Annotated in this window: 21 protein-coding genes; 15 read left to right on the top strand and 6 right to left on the bottom strand. The window is 70.4% G+C overall.

All coding sequences use genetic code 11. The features are described from left to right. The first annotated feature begins 60 nt into the window (after window positions 1-60). Together ahcY and KBY97_RS12800 are read left to right on the top strand one after the other, a co-directional pair. Window positions 61-1,515 carry an adenosylhomocysteinase gene (gene ahcY / locus KBY97_RS12805; RefSeq protein WP_255147480.1) on the top strand — a complete coding sequence of 485 codons (1,455 nt, stop codon included), beginning with the start codon at window positions 61-63 and terminating at the stop codon, window positions 1,513-1,515. 95 nt (window positions 1,516-1,610) lie between these two features. Beyond that, entirely contained in the window at window positions 1,611-1,823 is a 213-nt protein-coding gene (locus KBY97_RS12800; protein ID WP_399217804.1) for a hypothetical protein, read from the top strand. 63 nt (window positions 1,824-1,886) lie between these two features. On the opposite strand, the gene KBY97_RS12795 is transcribed toward KBY97_RS12800, so the two are convergent. Further along, the gene (locus KBY97_RS12795; protein ID WP_255147479.1) at window positions 1,887-2,318 is read right to left on the bottom strand and encodes a single-stranded DNA-binding protein; all 432 of its coding nucleotides are present in this window, start codon (window positions 2,316-2,318) and stop codon (window positions 1,887-1,889) included. A gap of 183 nt (window positions 2,319-2,501) precedes the next feature. On the opposite strand from KBY97_RS12795, the gene KBY97_RS12790 reads away from it, so the two are divergent. The 7 genes from KBY97_RS12790 to KBY97_RS12760 all read left to right on the top strand — a co-directional run bounded on the left by KBY97_RS12790 (window position 2,502) and on the right by KBY97_RS12760 (window position 9,124). Further along, a complete protein-coding gene (locus KBY97_RS12790) occupies window positions 2,502-3,548 on the top strand; it encodes a rod shape-determining protein (RefSeq protein WP_255147478.1) in 1,047 nt (348 codons plus the stop codon). A 5-nt stretch (window positions 3,549-3,553) separates the two neighbouring features. After that, the gene (mreC, locus tag KBY97_RS12785; protein ID WP_255147477.1) at window positions 3,554-4,312 is read left to right on the top strand and encodes a rod shape-determining protein MreC; all 759 of its coding nucleotides are present in this window, start codon (window positions 3,554-3,556) and stop codon (window positions 4,310-4,312) included. A gap of 3 nt (window positions 4,313-4,315) precedes the next feature. Continuing rightward, window positions 4,316-4,822, top strand: a complete 507-nt coding sequence (locus tag KBY97_RS12780) for a rod shape-determining protein MreD (RefSeq protein ID WP_255147494.1) — start codon at window positions 4,316-4,318, stop codon at window positions 4,820-4,822. 4 nt (window positions 4,823-4,826) lie between these two features. Further along, the gene (locus KBY97_RS12775) at window positions 4,827-6,137 is read left to right on the top strand and encodes an ABC transporter substrate-binding protein (protein WP_255147476.1); all 1,311 of its coding nucleotides are present in this window, start codon (window positions 4,827-4,829) and stop codon (window positions 6,135-6,137) included. Window positions 6,138-6,341: 204 nt separating this feature from the next. Beyond that, window positions 6,342-7,151 (top strand): response regulator transcription factor RpaB, encoded by an 810-nt coding sequence (gene rpaB / locus KBY97_RS12770; RefSeq protein ID WP_255147474.1) that lies wholly within the window; start codon window positions 6,342-6,344, stop codon window positions 7,149-7,151. Window positions 7,152-7,294: 143 nt separating this feature from the next. Further along, complete coding sequence (lysS, locus tag KBY97_RS12765; RefSeq protein ID WP_255147473.1) at window positions 7,295-8,809, top strand: lysine--tRNA ligase; 1,515 nt, start codon at window positions 7,295-7,297, stop codon at window positions 8,807-8,809. A gap of 51 nt (window positions 8,810-8,860) precedes the next feature. Further along, window positions 8,861-9,124, top strand: coding sequence for a hypothetical protein (locus KBY97_RS12760; RefSeq protein WP_048016474.1), 264 nt, complete (start codon window positions 8,861-8,863; stop codon window positions 9,122-9,124). Between the two features lie 88 nt (window positions 9,125-9,212). Here KBY97_RS12760 and KBY97_RS12755 read toward each other — a convergent pair whose 3' ends face one another. Genes KBY97_RS12755 through egtB form a run of 5 tightly spaced genes read right to left on the bottom strand, consistent with a single transcriptional unit; the run spans window position 9,213 to window position 13,265 of the window. Further along, entirely contained in the window at window positions 9,213-10,010 is a 798-nt protein-coding gene (locus KBY97_RS12755; protein WP_255147472.1) for a YdcF family protein, read from the bottom strand. A 10-nt stretch (window positions 10,011-10,020) separates the two neighbouring features. After that, the gene (locus KBY97_RS12750; RefSeq protein ID WP_255147471.1) at window positions 10,021-10,668 is read right to left on the bottom strand and encodes a hercynine metabolism protein; all 648 of its coding nucleotides are present in this window, start codon (window positions 10,666-10,668) and stop codon (window positions 10,021-10,023) included. A 28-nt stretch (window positions 10,669-10,696) separates the two neighbouring features. Then, window positions 10,697-10,921: a hercynine metabolism small protein gene (locus KBY97_RS12745; RefSeq protein WP_255147470.1), complete on the bottom strand. Its 225-nt coding sequence runs from the start codon at window positions 10,919-10,921 to the stop codon at window positions 10,697-10,699. Beyond that, complete coding sequence (egtD, locus tag KBY97_RS12740; RefSeq protein WP_255147469.1) at window positions 10,918-11,943, bottom strand: L-histidine N(alpha)-methyltransferase; 1,026 nt, start codon at window positions 11,941-11,943, stop codon at window positions 10,918-10,920. Before egtD ends, KBY97_RS12745 begins: the two co-directional genes overlap by 4 nt. Beyond that, window positions 11,940-13,265, bottom strand: coding sequence for an ergothioneine biosynthesis protein EgtB (gene egtB, locus KBY97_RS12735; RefSeq protein ID WP_255147493.1), 1,326 nt, complete (start codon window positions 13,263-13,265; stop codon window positions 11,940-11,942). The genes egtD and egtB overlap by 4 nt, the downstream gene beginning before the upstream one ends. A 172-nt stretch (window positions 13,266-13,437) precedes the next feature. On the opposite strand from egtB, the gene KBY97_RS12730 reads away from it, so the two are divergent. The 6 genes from KBY97_RS12730 (at window position 13,438) to KBY97_RS12705 (ending at window position 20,106) form a co-directional block, all read left to right on the top strand. Then, window positions 13,438-14,475, top strand: coding sequence for a cysteine synthase A (locus KBY97_RS12730; RefSeq protein ID WP_255147492.1), 1,038 nt, complete (start codon window positions 13,438-13,440; stop codon window positions 14,473-14,475). Next, window positions 14,468-16,585 carry a protein kinase domain-containing protein gene (locus KBY97_RS12725; RefSeq protein WP_255147468.1) on the top strand — a complete coding sequence of 706 codons (2,118 nt, stop codon included), beginning with the start codon at window positions 14,468-14,470 and terminating at the stop codon, window positions 16,583-16,585. The genes KBY97_RS12730 and KBY97_RS12725 overlap by 8 nt, the downstream gene beginning before the upstream one ends. Next, complete coding sequence (queC, locus tag KBY97_RS12720) at window positions 16,582-17,292, top strand: 7-cyano-7-deazaguanine synthase QueC (protein ID WP_255147467.1); 711 nt, start codon at window positions 16,582-16,584, stop codon at window positions 17,290-17,292. Before KBY97_RS12725 ends, queC begins: the two co-directional genes overlap by 4 nt. After that, window positions 17,289-18,644: an anthranilate synthase component I family protein gene (locus KBY97_RS12715; protein ID WP_255147465.1), complete on the top strand. Its 1,356-nt coding sequence runs from the start codon at window positions 17,289-17,291 to the stop codon at window positions 18,642-18,644. The genes queC and KBY97_RS12715 overlap by 4 nt, the downstream gene beginning before the upstream one ends. After that, window positions 18,644-19,510 (top strand): aminotransferase class IV, encoded by an 867-nt coding sequence (locus KBY97_RS12710; protein WP_255147464.1) that lies wholly within the window; start codon window positions 18,644-18,646, stop codon window positions 19,508-19,510. The genes KBY97_RS12715 and KBY97_RS12710 overlap by 1 nt, the downstream gene beginning before the upstream one ends. A 74-nt stretch (window positions 19,511-19,584) precedes the next feature. After that, window positions 19,585-20,106 (top strand): hypothetical protein, encoded by a 522-nt coding sequence (locus KBY97_RS12705; protein ID WP_255147462.1) that lies wholly within the window; start codon window positions 19,585-19,587, stop codon window positions 20,104-20,106. Window positions 20,107-20,118: the final 12 nt, after the last annotated feature.

The raw sequence follows: 20,118 nt of genomic DNA, 5'->3' as shown, positions 1-20,118 counted from the left end.
CCTCGGCGTCTCTGCAGATATTTCCACATCCCCAATCCTTCTCCCTTCGGAGCTTTCGCCATGCTGGCATCGCCTTCAGCTGTCACGTCCGTTTCCGCTGCCGCCACAGCGGGTCTGTCCACCCCGTCGTCGTATGTGATCGCCGATCTCGGCCTTGCCGCCTGGGGCCGCAAGGAGATCGCGATCGCCGAAACCGAAATGCCCGGTCTGATGGCATTGCGTGAGAAATACGGCAGCCAGCAACCGCTCAAGGGTGCCCGCATCGCCGGCAGCCTGCACATGACGATCCAGACAGCCGTTCTGATCGAAACCCTGGTGGCCCTTGGCGCCGAAGTGCGCTGGGCCTCCTGCAACATCTTCTCCACCCAGGATCATGCTGCCGCCGCGATGGCGGAAGCCGGCATTCCAGTGTTCGCGTTCAAGGGTGAAAACCTTGACGAATACTGGGCCTTCACCCACCGGATCCTGGAGTGGGCCGACGGCGGCACGCCCAACATGATCCTCGACGACGGCGGCGATGCCACCGGCCTGGTGGTGCTCGGCACCAAGGCGGAGCAGGACCTCTCGGTGCTGGACAACCCCGGCAGCGAAGAGGAGATTGCCCTCTTCCATTCAATCCGCCAGCGCCTGGCGGCCCAGCCCGGCTTCTACTCCCGCATCTTTGCCCAGATCCAGGGCGTCACGGAGGAAACCACCACGGGTGTGGCCCGCCTTTATCAGATGCAGAAGAACGGCGAACTGCCGTTCCCTGCCATCAACGTGAACGATTCCGTCACCAAGAGCAAGTTCGACAACCTCTACGGCTGCCGCGAATCCCTGGTCGACAGCATCAAGCGCGCCACCGATGTGATGGTGGCCGGCAAGGTGGCTCTGGTGATCGGCTATGGCGATGTGGGCAAGGGTTCCGCCCAGTCGCTGCGTGGCCTCGGTGCCAGCGTGATGATTGCTGAAGTTGATCCGATCTGCGCGTTGCAGGCGGCGATGGAGGGTTACCGGGTCGTCCGTCTCGACGACGTGGTGGGCGATGTGGACATCTTCGTGACGGCCACCGGCAACTTCCGTGTGATCACCCACGAGCATCTGATCCAGATGCGCAATCAGGCGATCGTCTGCAACATCGGCCACTTCGACAACGAGATCGACGTGGCTTCCCTGAAGCAGTACCCCTGGGACAACATCAAGCCCCAAGTGGATCACGTGCTGCTGCCCAGCGGCAACCGCATCATCCTGCTGGCGGAAGGCCGGCTGGTGAACCTGGGCTGCGCCACCGGCCACCCCAGCTTCGTGATGAGCAATTCCTTCACCAACCAGGTGCTGGCCCAGATCGAGCTGTTCACCAAAGGTGATGAATACGGCAAGGAGGTGTATGTGCTGCCCAAGCACCTTGATGAGATGGTGGCCCGCCTCCACCTCGACAAGATCGGCGCCCGGCTCACCGAGCTCACCCCCGAGCAAGCCGCTTACATCAACGTGCCCGCCGAAGGGCCCTACAAGTCCGACCACTACCGCTACTGATCCCACGACCTCTACACATCCCGCGCCCTGCGTCCCCCCCCGGCGGCATGGCCATCGAACTGGTTCCCCACCTGTCCAGCTGATCGGCTGGACAGGTGGAGGCCAACCCGGTGGCCACCGACGTGGCAATTTTTGCGGCCATGGTCCTCGCGGACCTGTTCGCGCCGATTCCCGCGGAGCTGATCATGTCCCTGGACGGGTTCCATGTGCACGAGGAGCAGTTGAGCCTGGTGCCGGTGGTGGGGGCTGCGGGAGCCTGGCTGGGGCTGAGCCTCTGGGAAAAGCGCCAGGACAGCCACCGAGGCTGACCTACCCCTGAGGCCAGCCACCCAAGACCCCCACTTGCTGAAGGCAACGCCCTTGCAGGCGGCTCAGAAGGGAACTTCCTCGCTGCTCGGCTCGCCACCCCCGAAGCCGCCGCTATAGCCACCGCCCTCGAAACCGCCGCCAGCGCCGCTGCCGTCGTCGTAGGCGCCCTGGTCGGCATCGCGTTTGGAGCCCAGCAGTTCGAGCCGATCGACCCGCACCACTGGCTTGGTGCGTTCCTCGCCGGTGGTGCGGTCGGTCCAGCGGTCGAGCTTGAAGCTGCCGATGATGCCCAGCAATGACCCCTTCTTGACGTAGTCGGCGGCCACCTGGGCCTGCTTGCCCCAGATCTCAAGGTTGAACCAGTCAGGTTCGTCGTCGCGACTGCGGCGGTTGACCGCGAGGGTCAAGTTGGCGACCACGCTGCCGGATTCGAAGTAGCGCACCTCGGGATCACGGCCGGCACGGCCCACCAGCGTCACGGAATTCACACCCATGGGTTGTCCTGTTGTTGAAAAAATTGGAGTTGTTGGATCAATGATGCGGCACTGCTGCTTCAAGTTGCGGCAGCTCGCTTCTCCCTGAAGGTTCCCCCGTTTCACCCGGATGTACCACCGCCACTGCTGGGCGGAAACCGCTGGACCCCGCTCCTATGATCGCAACGGCTCAGGTGCTTCTACGTGTTCTTTCGACGTTTCCAGCTCTCACGCGACATCGGCATCGACCTGGGAACGGCCAACACTTTGATGTACGTGTCCGGTAAGGGCATCGTGCTGCAGGAACCCTCGGTGGTGGCACTCGATCTTGAGCGGGGCGTGCCCTTGGCCGTGGGAGATGAAGCCAAGCTCATGCTTGGCCGCACACCGGGCAACATTCGCGCCGTCCGTCCCCTGCGCGACGGAGTCATCGCCGACTTCGACGCCGCCGAGCAGATGATCAAGACCTTCATTCAGAAGGGGAACGAGGGCCGCGGAATCATGGCGCCCCGCCTGGTGATCGGCATCCCCAGTGGCGTCACCGGTGTGGAGCGCCGCGCCGTGCGTGAGGCCGGCCTGGCTGGTGCCCGTGAGGTGCACCTGATCGATGAGCCGGTGGCGGCGGCGATCGGTGCCGGTCTGCCGGTCACCGAGCCGGTGGGCACCATGATCGTCGACATCGGCGGTGGCACCACCGAGGTGGCGGTGCTCAGCCTCGGCGGCACCGTGGTCAGCGAGTCGGTGCGGGTGGCTGGTGATGAAATCAGCGAGGCCATCGGTGTGTACCTCAAGAAGGTGCACAACCTGGTGGTGGGCGAGCGCACCGCCGAAGACATCAAGATCCGCATCGGCTCCGCCTTCCCCGACGACGCCCACGACGAAACCTCGATGGACGTGCGCGGACTGCACTTGCTCTCCGGCCTGCCCCGCACTATCAACGTGCGCTCCGGTGACATCCGCGAAGCGATGGCCGAACCGCTCAACGTGATTGTGGAGGCGGTGAAGCGCACGCTCGAGCGCACCCCGCCCGAGCTCGCTGCCGACATCGTCGATCGCGGCATCATGCTCGCCGGCGGCGGCGCCTTGGTGCGTGGGATCAGCGAGCTGATCAGCCACGAAACCGGGATCCTCACCCACGTGGCCCAGGATCCCCTCCTGTGTGTGGTGAGCGGCTGCGGCCAGGTGCTCGAGGATTACAAGCGCCTGGAGCGCGTGCTCGACACGCCTGACTTCTCCCGTCTGTCCTCCTGAAATCCATGCCGTTCGGGCGCCTGCCCCGCGTCCCCTCGCTGCAACGGTTGATCCAGGCCTGGCCCTGGTGGCTCCTGCTGCTGGCGCTGGTGGGTGTCCGTCTCAGCAAGGGCGCGGTGCTCACCGACGCCTACGCGTTGCTGAGCCGTCCGTTCTGGCCCGGTACCGCCCAGCGCGAGTGGCTGCAATCGGCGCAGCAGCTTGACCAACGCAGCCGCCTGGCCCAGCTGGAGCAGGACAACCGGCGCCTGCGCACCCTGCTGGGCCTGCAACGGGCCAATCCCCAGGAGGTCACGGCGGCGGTGATCTCGCGCGAACCCGAGGGCTGGTGGAAGCAGTTGGTGTTGGGCGCCGGTGAGCTTCAGGGCATCCGTCTCGGCGATGCGGTGGTGGGTCCGGGCGGTCTGGTGGGCCGGGTGGCCAGCGTCACCCCCACCACGGCGCGGGTGGCCCTGCTCACCGATTCCTCCAGCCGCGTCGGCGTGTGGGTGGGGCGCACCCAGAGCATGGGCCTGCTCACCGGCGTGAATGGCAGCCGGCCCGAGCTGCGTTTTCTGGTGAAGGATCCCCAGGTGCGTCCGGGCGATGTGGTGGTCACCTCGCCGGCCAGCACTTTGGTGCCACCGGGGATGAGCGTCGGCGTGATCCAGTCGGTGGATGACAAAGCCGTGCCGGCGCCCACGGCCGTGGTGCAGCTCAGTGCGCCGGTGGAAGCGATCGACTGGGTGCAGGTGCTGGTGCAGCCCCGGCAGGCGGCGCCTTGAATGGTGGGCAAGCTGCACCGCCATCCCTGGTACGTGGCCAGCGCCCTGCTCGTGCCCTGGCTCACGCTGGCCTCGCCCACGCTGCTGCGGCTTTCGGGGGCACCGCCCAGCTGGTCCGTGCTGTGGCTGCTGCCCTGGGCGATCAGCGATGGGCCCGTCTCCGGTGCCCTGGCCGGGCTGGGGCTGGGGCTGCTGCTCGATGCCCTCACGCTCGATGGCGCCACCCAGATTCCGGCGCTGGTGCTGCTCGGCTGGTGGTGGGGGCGCCTGGGGCGCAAAGGGCCGCCGATCGAGCGCAGCTTCAGCCTCGGGCTGCTGGCGTTAATCGGTACTTTCCTGCTGGGGCTCACCTTGATCCTGCAGCGGCTCGGCCTGCCCCCCCAGCTGCCTCTGGCGGGCAGCCTGCGCACCCTGCTCACCCAGACCCTGCTCACCGGTCTGCTGGCGCCGATGATCTGTTCCCTGTTGCTGCTGCTCTGGCGACAGCAGAACGCACCATCGAGGGGCTGAAGCGATGCGGGGGCTGACCGACGGGATCCGGGGGCGCTGGCGCCGGCGTGCCGTGCTCACGCTGCTGACCCTGGTGCTGGCGGGCTGTGGCGGTCCGCGCAGCCAGGGGCGCCAGCTGAACGTGTGGACGCTCGATCTCTCGCCCAAGTTCGATGCCTATCTCACCGAGGTGATCGCCGCCTGGGAGAAGGAGAATCCCGGCACCACGGTGCGCTGGACCGACATCCCCTGGGGATCGGTGGAGCGCAAGCTGCTGGCCGCGGTGTTCGCGCGCACCGCCCCTGATGTGGTGAACCTCAATCCGCTGTTCGCCGCCAACCTGGCCAGCAAGGGGGGACTGCTCGACCTCGATCCGCTGCTGCCGCCAGGGGCCTCGGAGGTCTACCTGCGGCGCATCTGGGCGGCCAGCCGCAACGCGGAGGGGCAATTTGCGATCCCCTGGTACCTCACGGCGCGCATCACGCTCGCCAACCACGACCTGCTGCAGCGGGCCGGATACACCGACCCACCGCGCCGCTGGGAGGAGGTGCCTGCCTTCGCGGAAGCAGTGAAGCGTCGCACGGGCCGCCACGCGCTGTTCGTCACCGTGGTGCCAGACGACTCCGCTGAGCTGCTGGAGTCGATGGTGCAGATGGGTGTCACCCTCACCGACGACCGCCAGCGGGCCGCTTTCAACAGCCCGGCCGGCCGGCGCGCCTTCGCCTTCTGGACCGATCTCTACCGCCGCGGCCTGCTGCCGCGAGAAGTGGTGAGCCAGGGCCACCGGCGCGCGATCGAGCTCTATCAAGGCGGCGAACTGGCGATGCTGGCCAGCGGCGCTGAGTTCCTGCGCAGCATCCAGACCAACGCGCCGGGGATCGCCGCCGTCACCGAACCCCATCCGCCGCTCACCGGCCCCGATGGCACCGCCAACGTGGCGGTCATGAACCTGGCGGTGCCGCGCCAGAGCGCCATGCCGAAGGAAGCGGTGAGCTTTGCCCTGTTCCTCACCAATGCCGCCAACCAGGCGCGCTTCGCTGAGCAGGCGCGGGTGCTTCCCTCGGCCCGGCAGGCGCTGACCACGATTGAGCAGCAACTACGGCGGGACACCCCTTCTGACCCCCAGCAGGCGCTGGTGCATGCGGCCCGCCTGCAATCGGCCGAAACGCTGGGGCGGGCGCGGGTGCTGGTGCCCGCCAACCCCGGCGTGAAGCGGCTGCAGGCGATCATCTACCGCCAGCTGCAGCGCGCCATGCTCGGCCAGCTCAGCAGCGATGCGGCCGTGCTGGCGGCGGAGCGGGAATGGAACCTCTACGCGGAAGGGCGCTGGCCCTGAGCCGGCGGCGTGCCTTGTGGCGTGGCGGTGCGCGCCGCCGAAGCCACCGATGAGCTCGGTGTACCTAGTGCTGACAGGTCGCCGCCGCCGCAACTATTGAAAAATCATTAAGTCTTGGCGCCGTTACTCCCTGACGTGCGCCTTCTGCTCTCCATGCCTACAAGCTGACAGGTAGGGTGATTTTTCTTCACGACTGTTCCTGTGATGCCACTGGACACGCAGCCTCGGCAAGCCAAGGCGGAGGCGGTGGTTCAGGACACGCGGACAACACCCAAGGCCACCCTGCTCGTCGTTGACGACGAAGCCGCCGTGCGCCGCGTACTGGTGATGCGCCTGCAGCTGGCGGGCTACCGCGTCCTCTGCGCCGAGGATGGGGAGGAAGCTCTCACCCTGTTCCACCAGGAGCAGCCCGATCTCGTCGTGCTCGACGTGATGCTGCCGAAGCTGGATGGCTTCGCGGTGTGCCGGCGCCTGCGGGCTGAATCCTGCGTGCCGATCATCTTCCTCTCGGCCCTCGATGCGATCGCCGAGCGGGTGGCCGGCCTTGATCTCGGCGCCGACGACTACCTGCCCAAGCCGTTCAGCCCCAAGGAACTCGAAACCCGCATCTCCACCATCCTGCGGCGGGTGGGGCGTGGATCGGCCACCACCGAACCGCGTGACATCCCCGCAGGCCAGGGCGTCATGCGCCTCGGTGATCTGGTGGTGGACACCAACCGCCGTCAGGTGACCCGCGGCGGTGAGCGCATCGGCCTCACCTACACCGAATTCAGCCTGCTGGAGCTGCTGTTCCGCGAGCCCGGCCGGGTGGTGCCGCGCGCCGAAATCCTCGAGCAGCTGTGGGGCTACCCGCCGCGCCGCGCCGCTGACTTGCGCGTCGTGGATGTGTACGTGGCCCGTCTGCGCGGCAAGCTCGAACCCGACCCCCGCAACCCCGAACTGATCCTCACCGTGCGCGGCACCGGCTATGCCTCGCAACGGATGATCGATCCCCTGGTCGCCGTCACCGCCTAAGCCCGCCGTCCACAAGCGCTGCCGGCTCCCGGCTCCCGCCCTCAGGCGCTGCAAGCTCCCGGCCGTCGCCGCTTCAGCCCGCAGCCCTTTCCCCACCGCCTGCGCTCCTGCAGGATGGTCGCTCCCGTCCCCTGTTCGTCGCTTTGCCGGAGCATCCCGTCAGCCGCCTGGAACAGGCCCGCTTCGAGAAGGGCCAGGCCCTGGCGGCCATCGGTCAGGGCCCCTACGCCCTGCGCTTCGAGCCCAGCCACCGCACCGCCGCCCTGCAGCAGGAGCATGCCGACCTGCCCAACGGCGAGGAGCGCCCGGTGGCCGTGGCCGTGGCCGGCCGGGTGATGACCCGCCGGGTGATGGGCAAGCTCGCCTTCTTCACGTTGGTGGATGAAAGCGGCCCGATCCAGCTGTTCATCGAGAAGGCCCACCTGCTGGCGGCGCTGCCCAAGCAGCCCGAGGCCTTCGCCCAGATCACCTCGCTGGTGGATGCCGGCGATCTGATCGGCGTGCACGGCACACTGCGCCGCACCGACCGGGGCGAGCTGTCGGTGAAGGTGAATGCCTGGCACATGCTCTGCAAATCGCTGCAGCCCCTGCCCGATAAATGGCATGGCCTGGCGGATGTGGAGAAGCGCTACCGCCAGCGCTATCTCGACCTGATCGTTTCGCCCCTCACCCGCGAAACCTTCCGCCGCCGCGCCCGCCTGGTGAGCGGCATCCGCCGCTGGCTCGATGCCCGCGACTTCCTCGAGATCGAAACGCCGGTGCTGAATGTGGAGGCCGGTGGCGCCGACGCCCGCCCCTTCTGCACCCACCACAACGCCCTCGATCTGCCTCTGTTCCTGCGCATCGCCACCGAACTGCATCTCAAGCGGCTGGTGGTGGGGGGCTTCGAGCGGGTTTACGAATTGGGCCGCATCTTCCGCAACGAAGGCATCAGCACGCGCCACAACCCCGAATTCACGTCGGTGGAGGTGTATCAGGCCTATGCCGATTACACCGACATGATGGTGCTCACCGAGCAGATGATCGCCGCCGTCACCGAGCAGGTGTGCGCCACCACCGCCCTCACGTATCAGGGCGTGGCGATCGATCTCACGCCCCCCTGGCGCCGGGCCACCATGCATGAGCTGGTGGAGCAGGCCACCGGGCTGGATTTCTCTGGCTTCGCCAGCCGTGACGCGGCCGCCACCGCCATGGAGGCCGCGGGGCTGGAGGTGCCTGCCGCCGCTGACAGCGTGGGCCGCCTGCTCAACGAGGCCTTCGAGCAGCGGGTGGAAGCCAACTTGATCCAGCCCACCTTCGTGCTCGATTACCCGGTGGAGATTTCACCACTGGCGCGCACGCACCGCAGCAAGCCCGGCCTGGTGGAGCGCTTCGAGCTGTTCATCGTGGGCCGCGAAACCGCCAACGCCTTCAGTGAACTGATCGATCCCCTCGATCAGCGCCGGCGCCTGGAGGCCCAGCAGGAGCGGCGCCTGGCCGGCGACCTGGAGGCGCAGGGGGTGGATGAGGATTTCCTCCAGGCCCTTGAGGTGGGCATGCCCCCCACCGGCGGGCTGGGCATCGGCATCGACCGGCTGGCCATGTTGCTCACCGACAGCCCCAGCATCCGTGATGTGATTGCCTTCCCGCTGCTGCGTCCGGAGGCCGGGTCCAGCTGAGCTTGAAGGCCAAAGTGGATAATGGGGTCACGTTGGCACTGACCTTGGCCCATGAGCGGTGAGCGCGTTGGATTCCGCTTCAAGCACGCAGATGCGGTGGTCAAGCGCAACCCTCAGGGCCGCTCCCGTCGCGGCTGGGTGATGGAGCCGGTGGAGCAGACCACCAGCCGCGGCACCAAGATGCCGGCCTACAGGATTCGCTGGCGCGACAGTGAACGCCCCGAGATCGTGCTGCAGCACATGCTGATCGCCGATCCCGATCCAACGCCGCCGCCCGAAGGGGTGAGCCTGGTGCCGCCGGCGCCCAAGAAGTAGCTCCCGCCCAGTTTGTCGCATCCGGTCCGGATGTGCTGCTGGCAGCAGGGTGTGCTGCCGCAAGCCCACCTGCGCCCCATCCCGGCCTTCAACTCCAGCCCCGCAGCCGGTACACCAGCAGCCCCAGGTGCTCCTTGAGCGCCTGGGTGGTGAGCTGCAGGGCGCCGGCTTCGGGCAGCAGCTCGATCAGCAGCGAGGCGGCGGTGGGGCGGCCGGTCGCGCTGCGGGACGGCAGCAGATAATCGCAGGCCACCGGCACCACCTGGAGCCCTGAGCGGCGCTGAAACGTGGCCAGCGAGCGGGGCATGTGCATGGCACTGGTGACCAGCAACACGGAACGCCAACCGCGCGCCTGGCCGATTGCGCGCAGCGCCAGGGCCTCTTCCGCCGTGGTGCGGGCCTGATCGCTGAGCAGAAGGGGCGCCTCGGGCACGCCGAGCTCTAAAGCCAGCCGTCGCGCCGATTCCGCCTCCGCCGGCGCCGGGTTGTCGCTTTGGAAGGTCACCCGGCCGCCGCTCAGCAGCAGCAGCGGCGCCTTGCCGGCCCGCAGCAGGCGTACTCCGGTGAGCAGGCGGTCCCCCGCTTCGTTCACCTCCACGCTGGTGCGGGGCGGCAGCTGGGGGTGCAGGCCGCCGCCCAGCACGATCACGGCGTCAGCGGTGGGAAGTGGACTGGGGGTCAGGGCAGCGCTGCGCTCCTCCAGGCCCCAGACCAGCTGGCGGGCCGTGAACGGCAGGGCGCTGATCCACAGCAACGCCAGGCTGCCGCCACTCAGCCAGGGGCTCCAGCGGCGGCGGCGGCCCGCCAGGGCGATCGCCTGCAGGCCGATGGCCAGTCCCAGCGGGTAGAGCAGCAGCGGCAGCAGCTTGGAGAGCAGGAACCCCATGGCGGCCGGCTCAGCTCGGTGGAGAGCCGTGGCGGCGCCGCAGCTCCTCCAGCTCCTGCTGCGCTTCGAACGCCGACCAGGCGGCTTCCAGCTCGATCGGATCGAGCGGCGTGGGGCGGGCGGAAGCGCCAGCCGCCGCCGTTCCCTGGCGGCCTTCGGGGCGGCCTTGGCCGGCTCCGCTTTCGCCTGTCCCGGCTGGCGCTGGCGCGCCGGAGCCAGGTCCCCCCTGGGCGGTTCCGCTTTGGGCAGCTGCGGCCGCCTGTTGTTGCTCCTGTTCCTGTTGCAGGGCTGCCAGGTCGGCTTCCAGGCGGCGGAACTCATCGCCCAGGCTGCTGAGGGCCTGCCAGCGGTCGCGGCCCAGACCCATCAGCTGCCGCAGCCGCGCTTCGGCCTGGTCGGCCAGTGTGCCGGCGCCGGCGGCCCGGGCCCGCTCCACCCGCCCCTGCCACTGGGTGATCTCGCTGGCCAGCTCCAGCAGGGCGCGCCGCAGCCGTTCCGCCTCCGCCTGCACCTCCAGTTGCCGCTGCTTCAGCCGCCGCTGCCGTTCCCGCTGTTCTTCCTCCACCAGCAGCTGGCGCTGCTCGGGGTTGCCGCTGAGGAACGCTTCCAGCTGCTGCTCCAGCTGCGCCTCCAGCTGCTCGAACCAGTTGCCGCTCATGGCCGCTGCCTGCGCCAGAACCCGCCTTTCATTCCGGTGCCCGCGTGATCAACGGCGCCTCGATCTCTTCCTGCAGGGGCGTGATTGCGCCATCGCGGGAGCGCAGCAGCAACTGGGTGAGGCGGGCGATCGCCCCTTCGCCCAGGTCTTCGCCGCCGATGCGATCGAAGGCCTGGCGGTAGAGCTCCTCGAGCTCGGCGATCAACTGCTCGCGCGTGGTGCGCATCGCCTGGCGTTGGTCTTCCCGGCTCATCGGCTGGCCTCGACTGGTTCAAGTCTGCCTGGCGCCTGGGGGGCGAGCAGGTGCAGGCTGAAGCTGTCGCTGGGATCGGCCCAGCGCGCCTGGGCCCGCCAGCCGGCCGCGGCCGCCAGGGCCGTGAAGGCCGCGGGGGCGTACTTGTGGCTGTGCTCGGTGATCAGCGCCTCGCCGGGGGCGAACGGCCAGCGCCGGCCCGCCACCTCCACCACCTGCTGGCAGGTGCTCACCAGCGCCATCTCGATGCGGCCCTGCTGCGGCTGCCAGCGGGCGCGGTAGCGGAAGCGTTCCGTCACGAAGCTCCCCCCCAGCTCGCGGTTGAGCCGCACCAGCAGGTTGCGGGCAAAGGCGGCCGACCAGCCGGCGGCATCGTCGTAGGCGGCCTCCAGCTGGGCCGGGGCGCGGGGCTGGTCGATGCCGATCAGCAGGCGCCCCTCCGGGCCCAGCAGCCGGGCGAACTGACGCAGCAGGGCCACCGCTTCGCTGGGGGCGAAGTTGCCGAGCGAGCTGCCTGGGTAGAAGCCCAGCAGCCGCTGGCCATCGAGCAGCCGGTGGGCCGGCAGGGTGAGCAGTTGGCTGTAATCGCAGCAGATGCCGAGCACGGGAATGGCCGGATGGCGGGCCTGCAGCGCCCGGCAGGCCCCGGCGAGGTGCTCGGAGCTGATATCGAGCGCCACATAGGCCGGCGGCGCGAGGGCCTCCAGCAGCGGTGACACCTTGCGGGCGCTGCCGGCGCCGAATTCCACCGGCACACCGGCGCCGAGCGCCGCCGCCATGGCCGGCGCCTCCCGCTCCAGCAGGGCGGTTTCGGTGGCGGTGAGCGCATATTCCGGCTGCTCGCAGATGCGGTCGAACAGGCGAGAGCCTTCGGCGTCGTACAGGAACCAGGCGGGCAGCTGGCGGGGGCTGCGCGACAGCCCCTCCACCACCAGCCGCCGCATGTCGGCGGCGACGGGATGGAGATCGAGCAGCTCGACGGCGGCCGGCCCGCGCTGCAGAGCGGCGGCGGGGGCGCTCATCGGCCGTCCCGCGCGAGGCGCAGGCCGCCGGCCAGCCAGCGGCTCGCGGGCGGAAAGAAGTTGCGGTAGGTGAGGCGGCCGTGGCCCGGCGGTGTGAGAAAACTGCTGCCGCGCAGGACCATCTGGGAACTCATGAATTTGCCGTTGTATTCACCCACCGCTCCGGCGGCGGGCCGGAAGCCCGGATACGGACGGTAGGGGCTGGACGTCCACTGCCACAGCACCCCCTGCAGGGCGTCCAGCTCGCCGCTGCCGCCCGCCTGGGGTGGGGTGGCGGCGGTCACTTCCCACTCCGCTTCGCTGGGCAGGCGCGCCTCGGCCCAGCGGGCATAGGCGTCGGCTTCGAACCAGCTGAGGTGCCGCACGGGCGCGGCCGGGTGCAGGGGGCGCCGCCCCGCCAGGGTGAACTCCCACGACCAGCCCTCGGGGGCGCCGCTGCCGCGCCAGTAGCGGGGCGCCTGCCAGCCGCGCTGCTGGCACAGTTGCCAGCCCTCGCTCATCCACAGCTCCGGCCGCCGGTAGCCGCCCGCGGCGATGAAGGCGGCGTACTCCCCGTTCGACACCAGCCGGGGGGCCAGGGCGAAGGGCTCGAGCCACTGGCGGTGACGGGGGCTTTCGTTGTCGAAATGGAAGGCGCCGGACGGGCCCTCGGGGCCGGTGTGGCCCTCGGCGTGACCGATCTCCACCAGCCCTCCCGGCCAGTGCAGCCAGGGGGAGGCGGGCGGAGTAGGGCTGCTGGCGGAGGTGGTGGCGGGGGAGGGGCTGGTGGCCACCATCCCTTCGTAGGTGGCTTCGGCGCCGCGCCCCGCCGGCTCCACCGCAGGCTCCAGCGGGTTGCGGCTGAAGCCGTCGAGCAGATCCATCAGCAGCAGCTCCTGGTGCTGCTGCTCGTGCTGCAGCCCCAGCTCCAGCAGCGCCAGCAGGGGCGCTGCCGGCTCGGCGGGCCCGGCGCTCAGCCGCTCCAGCAGGGCCTCGAGTCCCGCATCGACGCGCCGCCGCCAGGCGAGTACCTCCGCCAGGGGCGGCCGGGACAGCAGTCCCCGCTGCGGCCGGGGGTGGCGTGCCCCGATCGCGTCGTAATAGGAATTGAACAGAAAGCCCCAGCGGCTGTCGACCGGCTCATGGCCCGGCAGGTGGGGCGTGAGCAGGAAGGTGTCGAAGAACCAGGTGGTGTGGCCCAGGTGCCACTTGGGCGGGCTGGCGTCCGCCATGCCCTGCAGGCACAGATCCTCCGGCTCCAGCGCCGCGATGAGCGCCTCGCTGTGGGCGCGCACGGCATGGAGCCTCCGCAGCAGAGCCTCGGTGGGGGCGGCGGAGGCCATGGCCAGAGGGCTGCTGGTTTGAGCGTAGAAGGAATCGGCCGCCATGGCCTTCGCCCCTACGATCGTCGCCAGAGCGATTTCTTCCCCCACAGGCGCGATGGGCAGCACCGCCGGTTCGATCAGCAGCGGCGGGGCCATGTCCGCCAGCGGGGCGATGGCCGCCGGCGGGGCGATGGCCGCCGCCCGGGCGGGAACCACCCAGGGCTTCGTCGGCGCGGTGGGCAACACCCCGCTGATCCGGCTGGGGCTGCTCAGTGAGCTCACCGGCTGCGAGATCCTCGGCAAGGCCGAATTCATGAATCCCGGCGGGTCGGTGAAAGACCGCGCCGCCCTCGGCATCCTGCTGGAGGCGGAAGCCAGCGGCGCCCTCGAGCCGGGCGGCACCGTGGTGGAGGGCACCGCTGGCAACACCGGCATCGGCCTCACCCACCTCTGCAATGCCCGCGGCTACCGCAGCTTGATCGTCATCCCGGACACCCAGTCGGCCGAGAAGATCGGTCTGCTGCGCAGCCTCGGCGCCGAGGTGCGCACGGTGCCGGCGGTGCCGTACCGCGACCCCAACAACTACGTGAGGCTCTCCGGGCGCATCGCCGCGGAAACCCCAGGTGCCGTCTGGGCCAATCAGTTCGACAACCTGGCCAACCGCCGCGCCCACTACGCCAGCACCGGGCCGGAGATCTGGGAGCAGACCGGCGGCCGCATCGACGCCTGGGTGTCGGCCACGGGCACCGGCGGCACCTATGCCGGCGTGGCCCTGTTCCTCAAGGAGCGCTCGCCCCAGGTGCGCTGCGTGCTGGCCGATCCCCACGGCAGTGCCCTCTACAGCTGGGCCACCGCCGGGGCGCTGCAGGCCGAGGGCAGCTCGATCACCGAGGGGATCGGCAACAGCCGCGTCACCGCCAATCTCGACGGTGCCCCGATCGACGATGCCGTGCGCATCGACGACCAGGCTGCCCTCGACACCATCTACCAGCTGCTCTGGCGCGAAGGCCTGTTCATGGGCGGTTCGGTGGGCATCAACGTGGCCGCCGCGGTGGAGACCGCCCGGCGTCTCGGTCCGGGCCACACGATCGTGACCGTGCTGTGCGATGGCGGCGACCGCTACCGCTCCCGCCTGTACGACGCCGACTGGCTGGCCGGCCGCGGCCTGCGCCAGCCCGAACGGGGCCCCCAGGACGGCCTCCCGCAGGACCGGCCCACCCATGGCTGACCAGCCCGGGGCGGACGCCGGTGCGGTGATCGCCGATCGCTATCGCCTGGAGATGGAGGTGGCCAGCGGCCCCCAGGGGGTGCTGTGGCGCGCCAGCGATCTGCTGGCCGGTGAGGTGCCGGTGGCCCTGCGGCAGCTGGGCCCCAGCCACGACCAGGCCGGGGCGCGGGCGGGCTGGAGCCGCCTGCAGGCCCTGCTCCACCCCCAGGTGCCCCGCTTCGGTGAAACGATCCAACGGGACGGCCAGCTCTGGCTGGTGCGCGAGTGGCAGGACGGGCGCACCTATCTGGAGCTGCTGGAGGCGCGGCGGGGACGCCAGCTGGTGTTCGGCCCCGGCGAGGTGCTGTTGCTGCTGCGCCAGCTGCTGCCGGTGCTGGCGGTGCTGCACGGCCAGGAGATCTGCCACGGCGATCTCACCCCCGCCAACCTGCTGCGCCGCGACCGCGACGGGCTGCCGGTGCTGCTCGACATCGGTTGGACCGGCCCCGGCCAGGCCGCTGCCGGCGCCACCCCGGGCTATGCGCCGCCGGAGCAGGTGGCCGGCGCTCCGCTGCTGCCCTGGATGGACCTGCACGGCCTGGGGGTGGTGGCGTTGGTGCTGCTCAGCGGCGAGGATCCCGCCGCCCTGCTCGATCCGGTGAGCCTGGCCTGGCGCTGGCCCGACGGCCTCCGCCTCGACCCGCCGTTCCGGGCCGCCCTGGAGCGGCTGATCAGCGCCGATCCCGCTGCCCGCTTCGCCAGCACGCCGCAGGCCCTCGCCGCCTTCCAGGCGCTGCCGATGCCGGAAAGCACCGGCCCGGTGGCCCGCGCTGATCGCACCTTGATGCTCGTGCCCGCCGCCGCCGGCTCGCCTGGCCTGGCCGGCGCCGGCGCCGCGGAGCCGGAGCCTGCGGAGGAGGCCGCTGCCTTCACCAACACCGCTGCGGCTGCCGCCATGACCCCCGCTGTTCCTGCACCAGCTCCCGAGCCCCGGGCGGCGGAGCGGCGGCCACCGCCACCGCCCATGCCGCCGCTCAGCCGGCAGCAGCAGAAGGAGGAGGCCGTCGAAGGGCGGCTTTGGCCGGTGGTGGTGGCCTTGGTGGTGTCGGCGGTGGTGGGCATCACCGGAGGCTGGTGGCTGCTCGGCCGCGATACCGCCCCTGCCAACCGCCCGGCCGAACAGCCCCGTGAGCTCACCGCCAGCCTGCCCCCCGGTGAGGTGGACCAGCGCCAGCAACTGCTGAACCGCCTGCGGGCGCTGCAGATCAACCGCAGCTGGTTCCTGCGGCTGGTGGACGCCAATCTGCTGGCCCAGTTCCCCGAGCGGGGCGGCCGCCTGCCCAACGACTCGATCGAGGACGCTCCTCTGCGCAAGGTGTGGAACGCCCTGGCGGAGGAGTGGCTGGCCCGGGTGGAGCGGTTGCCGCCGCCGCTCCGCAGCAAGCTTGGCTCCTTTTCCACCACCGACTGGGACGCCCGTCAGCGGCAGCTGGCCGGCCAGGGGGTGAGTCCGCCGGTGCTGCGCCAGCTGGTTTCGGGCAACGCCCAGGCGCTGCTGCCGGGCCGCGCCGGCGCCGACATCCCCGCTGAGCCCTTCCGCCAGCTCTGGTATGCCGCTGGCGAGCAGACACTCCAAACCCTGCAGATCGAACCGATCCAGGCCACGGCGGGCGAGCTGAAGGCCCTCTCCGCCTCGCTCGGTGCCGGTGGGGCACGGCTGTTTCCGATTCGCCTGCCGCAGGGATACCGGCTGGTGCTCGGTGTCAACGGCTCACCGCTGATGCAGATGAGCGTCTACAACGCGGCCGGCAGCCTGCTGGAGCCGAAGGGGCCGCTGCGGGTGGTGAGCCTGCCGCCGGTGCAGGGCACCGAGGTACAGCTGCTGGTCACCAACGACGGCGTGGCCCCGGCGATGATCACCCTGTCGCTGCGCGCCGATGCGCCGCCGCCAGAACCTCCGTCGGAGCAGCAGCAACCGCCCGAGACCGCCCCCGGCGACACCACCGCACCACCGCCGCCCGCTGAACCGGTGACGCCACCCTCCCTGCCGAGCCAGCCCCCTGTGGCCCCCTCGGCTCCCACGGCGCCTCCCGCTGCGACGCCCGAGTCCCAGTCCCCTGCTTCGCCGTGAGCACCGCTGCCCCTCCCGTCGCCGTCGCCCTGCTCTCCGGCGGCCTCGATTCGGCCACCGCTGCGGCGCTGGCGATCGAAGCGGGCTACCGCGTGATCGGCCTCTCGCTCGATTACGGCCAGCGTCACCGCCAGGAGCTGGCCGCGGCCGCGGCGCTGGCGTCCGATCTTGCCCTGGCGGAGCACCACACCCTGGCGGTGAACCTGGCGGCCTGGGGCGGCTCGGCCCTCACCGATGCCGCCATCGCCCTGCCGCTCGGTGGTGTGGAGGAGGGGGTGATTCCCACCACCTACGTGCCCGGCCGCAACACCGTGTTCATTGCCCTTGGCCTGAGCCTGGCCGAAGCGCGCGGGGCCGAGCGGCTCGTGCTGGGGGTGAACGCTGTCGACTATTCCGGCTATCCCGATTGCCGCCCCGATTACCTCGCCGCCTTCCAGCAACTGGCTGATCTGGCCAGCAAGAGCGGCCGCGAGGCCCACGGCGCCCAGCTGTGGGCCCCCCTGGTGACCTGGAGCAAAACCCGGATCGTGCAGGAGGCGCTGCGCCTGGGGGTGCCGATCGCCCGCACCTGGAGTTGCTACGCCGGCGGCGCCTGGCCCTGCGGGCGCTGCGACAGCTGCCGCATCCGCGATGCTGCCCTGCGGGACGCAGGTCGCCCGGACCTGGCCAGCGATGGGGGCGGCAGCAGGGGCGGGCCGTCGGCATGAGACCGGCTGCTGGGGCGGAGCGGCCGCCGCTGCTGCGCCGCTCATTGCCGTGGCGTGACCCCTGGGAGGTGGCCCTCGCCCTGGCCACCGTTGGCGGCACCGACGGCCTGGCCTGGCTGGATGGCGATGGCAGCGCGCTGGGGCGCTGGGGCCTCCTGGGCGTGGCTCCGCTGGAGCAGGTGGTGTGCCGGGGGCTGCCAGGCGAGCCGGATGCGGCCGATCCATTCGCGGCTCTCGCGCGCCTTCAGGAGCGGCCGGGCAGCTGGTTCGGCTGGCTCGCCTACGAGGCCGGGGCGTGGGTGGAACCGGCCGCCCACTGGCGCTCGCCCGACATGGCCCTGCTCTGGGCAGGCCGCTACGACCCTGTGCTGCGCTTCGATCTGCAGGAGCGTCGCCTGGAGCTGGAGGGGGTGGATCCCGCCCGGCTGACGGCGATGGCGGAGCGGCTCGCGGCCCTGGTGCCGGTGGCCGGCACGCCAGCAGACGCCGCTGGTGTGGCCGCCGAGGACTGGCACTGGCACACCGATCCCGCCACCTTTGCCCGCCAGGTGGCGGACCTGCGCCACTGGATCGCCGCCGGTGATCTGTTCCAGGCCAACCTCACCGCCTGCTGCGAGGCCAGCCTGGCCGCGCCTCCCGACCCGCTGGCCCTCTACGGCCGGTTGCGCACGTCCTGCCCGGCGCCGTTCGCCGGCCTGGTGGTGGCGGGCGATGAGGCGGTGCTCTCGGCCTCCCCGGAGCGCTTTCTGCAGGTGAGTGCCACCGGCTGGGTGGAAACCCGGCCGATCAAGGGCACCCGCCCGCGCCACAGCGATCCGGAGGCTGATGCCGCCGCCGCTGCCGAGCTGATCACCAGCCCCAAGGATCGCGCCGAGAACGTGATGATCGTGGATCTGCTCCGCAACGACCTCGGCCGGGTGTGTGTGCCGGGCTCGATCCAGGTGCCCCAGCTGGTGGGGCTGGAAAGCTACCCGCAGGTGCACCACCTCACCTCGGTGGTGGAGGGGCAGCTGCGCGCCGACCGCAGCGTGGTGGATCTGCTGCGCGCCTCCTGGCCCGGTGGCTCGATCAGCGGTGCCCCCAAGGTGCGGGCCTGCCAGCGCCTGAGCGAGCGGGAGCCCGTGCCCCGGGGCCCCTACTGCGGCGCCCTGTTCCGCTTCGGCGCCGATGGCAGCTTCGACAGCAATATCTTGATCCGCAGCCTGATGCTGCGGGGCCGGCGCCTGCGCGCCCATGCCGGCTGCGGCATCGTGGCCGACTCCGATCCGGCGGCGGAGGCCGAGGAGCTGCTCTGGAAGCTGGGTCCGCTGCTGGCGGCCGTGGCGCCAGGCCCGGGGAGTGGGGCGCGCTGATGCGGGCGATCGCCTGGATCGAATCCAGCGGGGCGCCGGGGGCGCCGGGGCTCTGGGGCGCGCCGGCCCAGCTGGCTCTGCCCCTCGCCGATCGGGGGCTGCAACTGGCCGACGGCCTGTTCGAAACCCTGCTGGTGGAAGCGGGGCAGCCGGCGCTGCTGAGTGCCCACCTGCAGCGCTGGTCGCAGAGCGCGGCCCTGCTGGGCATGGAGCCACCCCCCGGCGCTGAACGGGTGCGCGCCCTGCTGGGGGAGGCGGTGTCCCGCAGCGGCATCCAGACCGGCGCGCTGCGCCTCAACTGGAGCCGGGGTGCACCGGCCGCGGATGCTGCTGCTGAGGCGGCCGGGCCGCGGGGTGTGGAGCTGCCGGCAGCCGGTGCCCCACCGCTGCTGCCCCGCTTCTGGCTGCAGCTCACGGCCGCGGCGCCGGTGTTCGATCCCGTGCCGGTGATCGTCAGCCGCAGGGAGCGGCGCAACGCCGCGAGCCTGCTGAGCTGCTGCAAAACCTTCGCCTATGGGCCCGCTATTGAGGCGCGGCGTGAGGCCCGGGCTGCCGGCGCCGCTGACGCCCTGCTGGAGAGCACGGCCGGCGGCCTCTGCTGCGCCACCACGGCCAACCTGCTGCTGCGGCGAAACGGCCAATGGTTCACACCGCCCCTGTCCAGCGGCTGCCTGCCGGGGGTGATGCGAGGCCGCGCCCTGGCGTTGGGCTTGGCGCGCGAAGGCCCCTGTCCCCTGGGCCCCGACAGCGCCATGCTGCTGATCAACAGCCTGGGCTGCCGGCCGGCTTCGAGCGTGAATGGCGCCCCACTGCCGCTGGAGCCGGAGCCGGAAGCGTTCTGGCGCCAGCTGCTGGCAGGTGGGTGACCTTTGCCGCCGCCGGCCATTGCCGCGATGGGCGGCGAGCCTATGTTCTGAGGCTCCACGGTGAAGGCTGGGTGATGAGGTTGGTGTCCGGATCGGCCTGGAGCACAGGGGTGGCGGTGGTCGCAGCAGCGGTGGTGGCGGCTTCTAGCCTGAGCGCCTGCCGTGCTGCCCCCGGGGAGACACCCGCCCAGAAGGCCGAGATCGGCGATCTGCTGGTGCAGGCGGGAACCACCACTGTGACCCTGGCCAAGGCCTTCGTGCCTGGCCAGCCCAACGGCCTCTACAAAGGGGTCGTGAGCGTGGAGACGGAAGGGCAGCCCGACAGCAGCGCCAGACTGTATCAAGTGAATGCAGTTTGCAGTATCGAGAACGAGCCCAACTGGCCGACGTATGACAACCTTTATGGCAATGCACTGAAAGATCTCGCAGAAGCCGGAAAGTTCTCCACCACTACGCGCTGGCAGATTCTTTATCACTTCGATGGCGGTGTTGACAGCAGCGGTGTGTTGTCGCGTCAACCCTGGACCGATCGCCTCAAGGACAATCTCTGCCGCCGCGGCACCTTCAACGACAGCACGGCAAGCCCCGCCACATAGCCGGCCAGCCTG

Origin of the sequence: Synechococcus sp. ATX 2A4, assembly GCF_024346375.1 — a bacterium.
GTDB lineage: Bacteria > Cyanobacteriota > Cyanobacteriia > PCC-6307 > Cyanobiaceae > MW101C3.
This window is presented reverse-complemented; position numbering and strand designations above follow the sequence as displayed.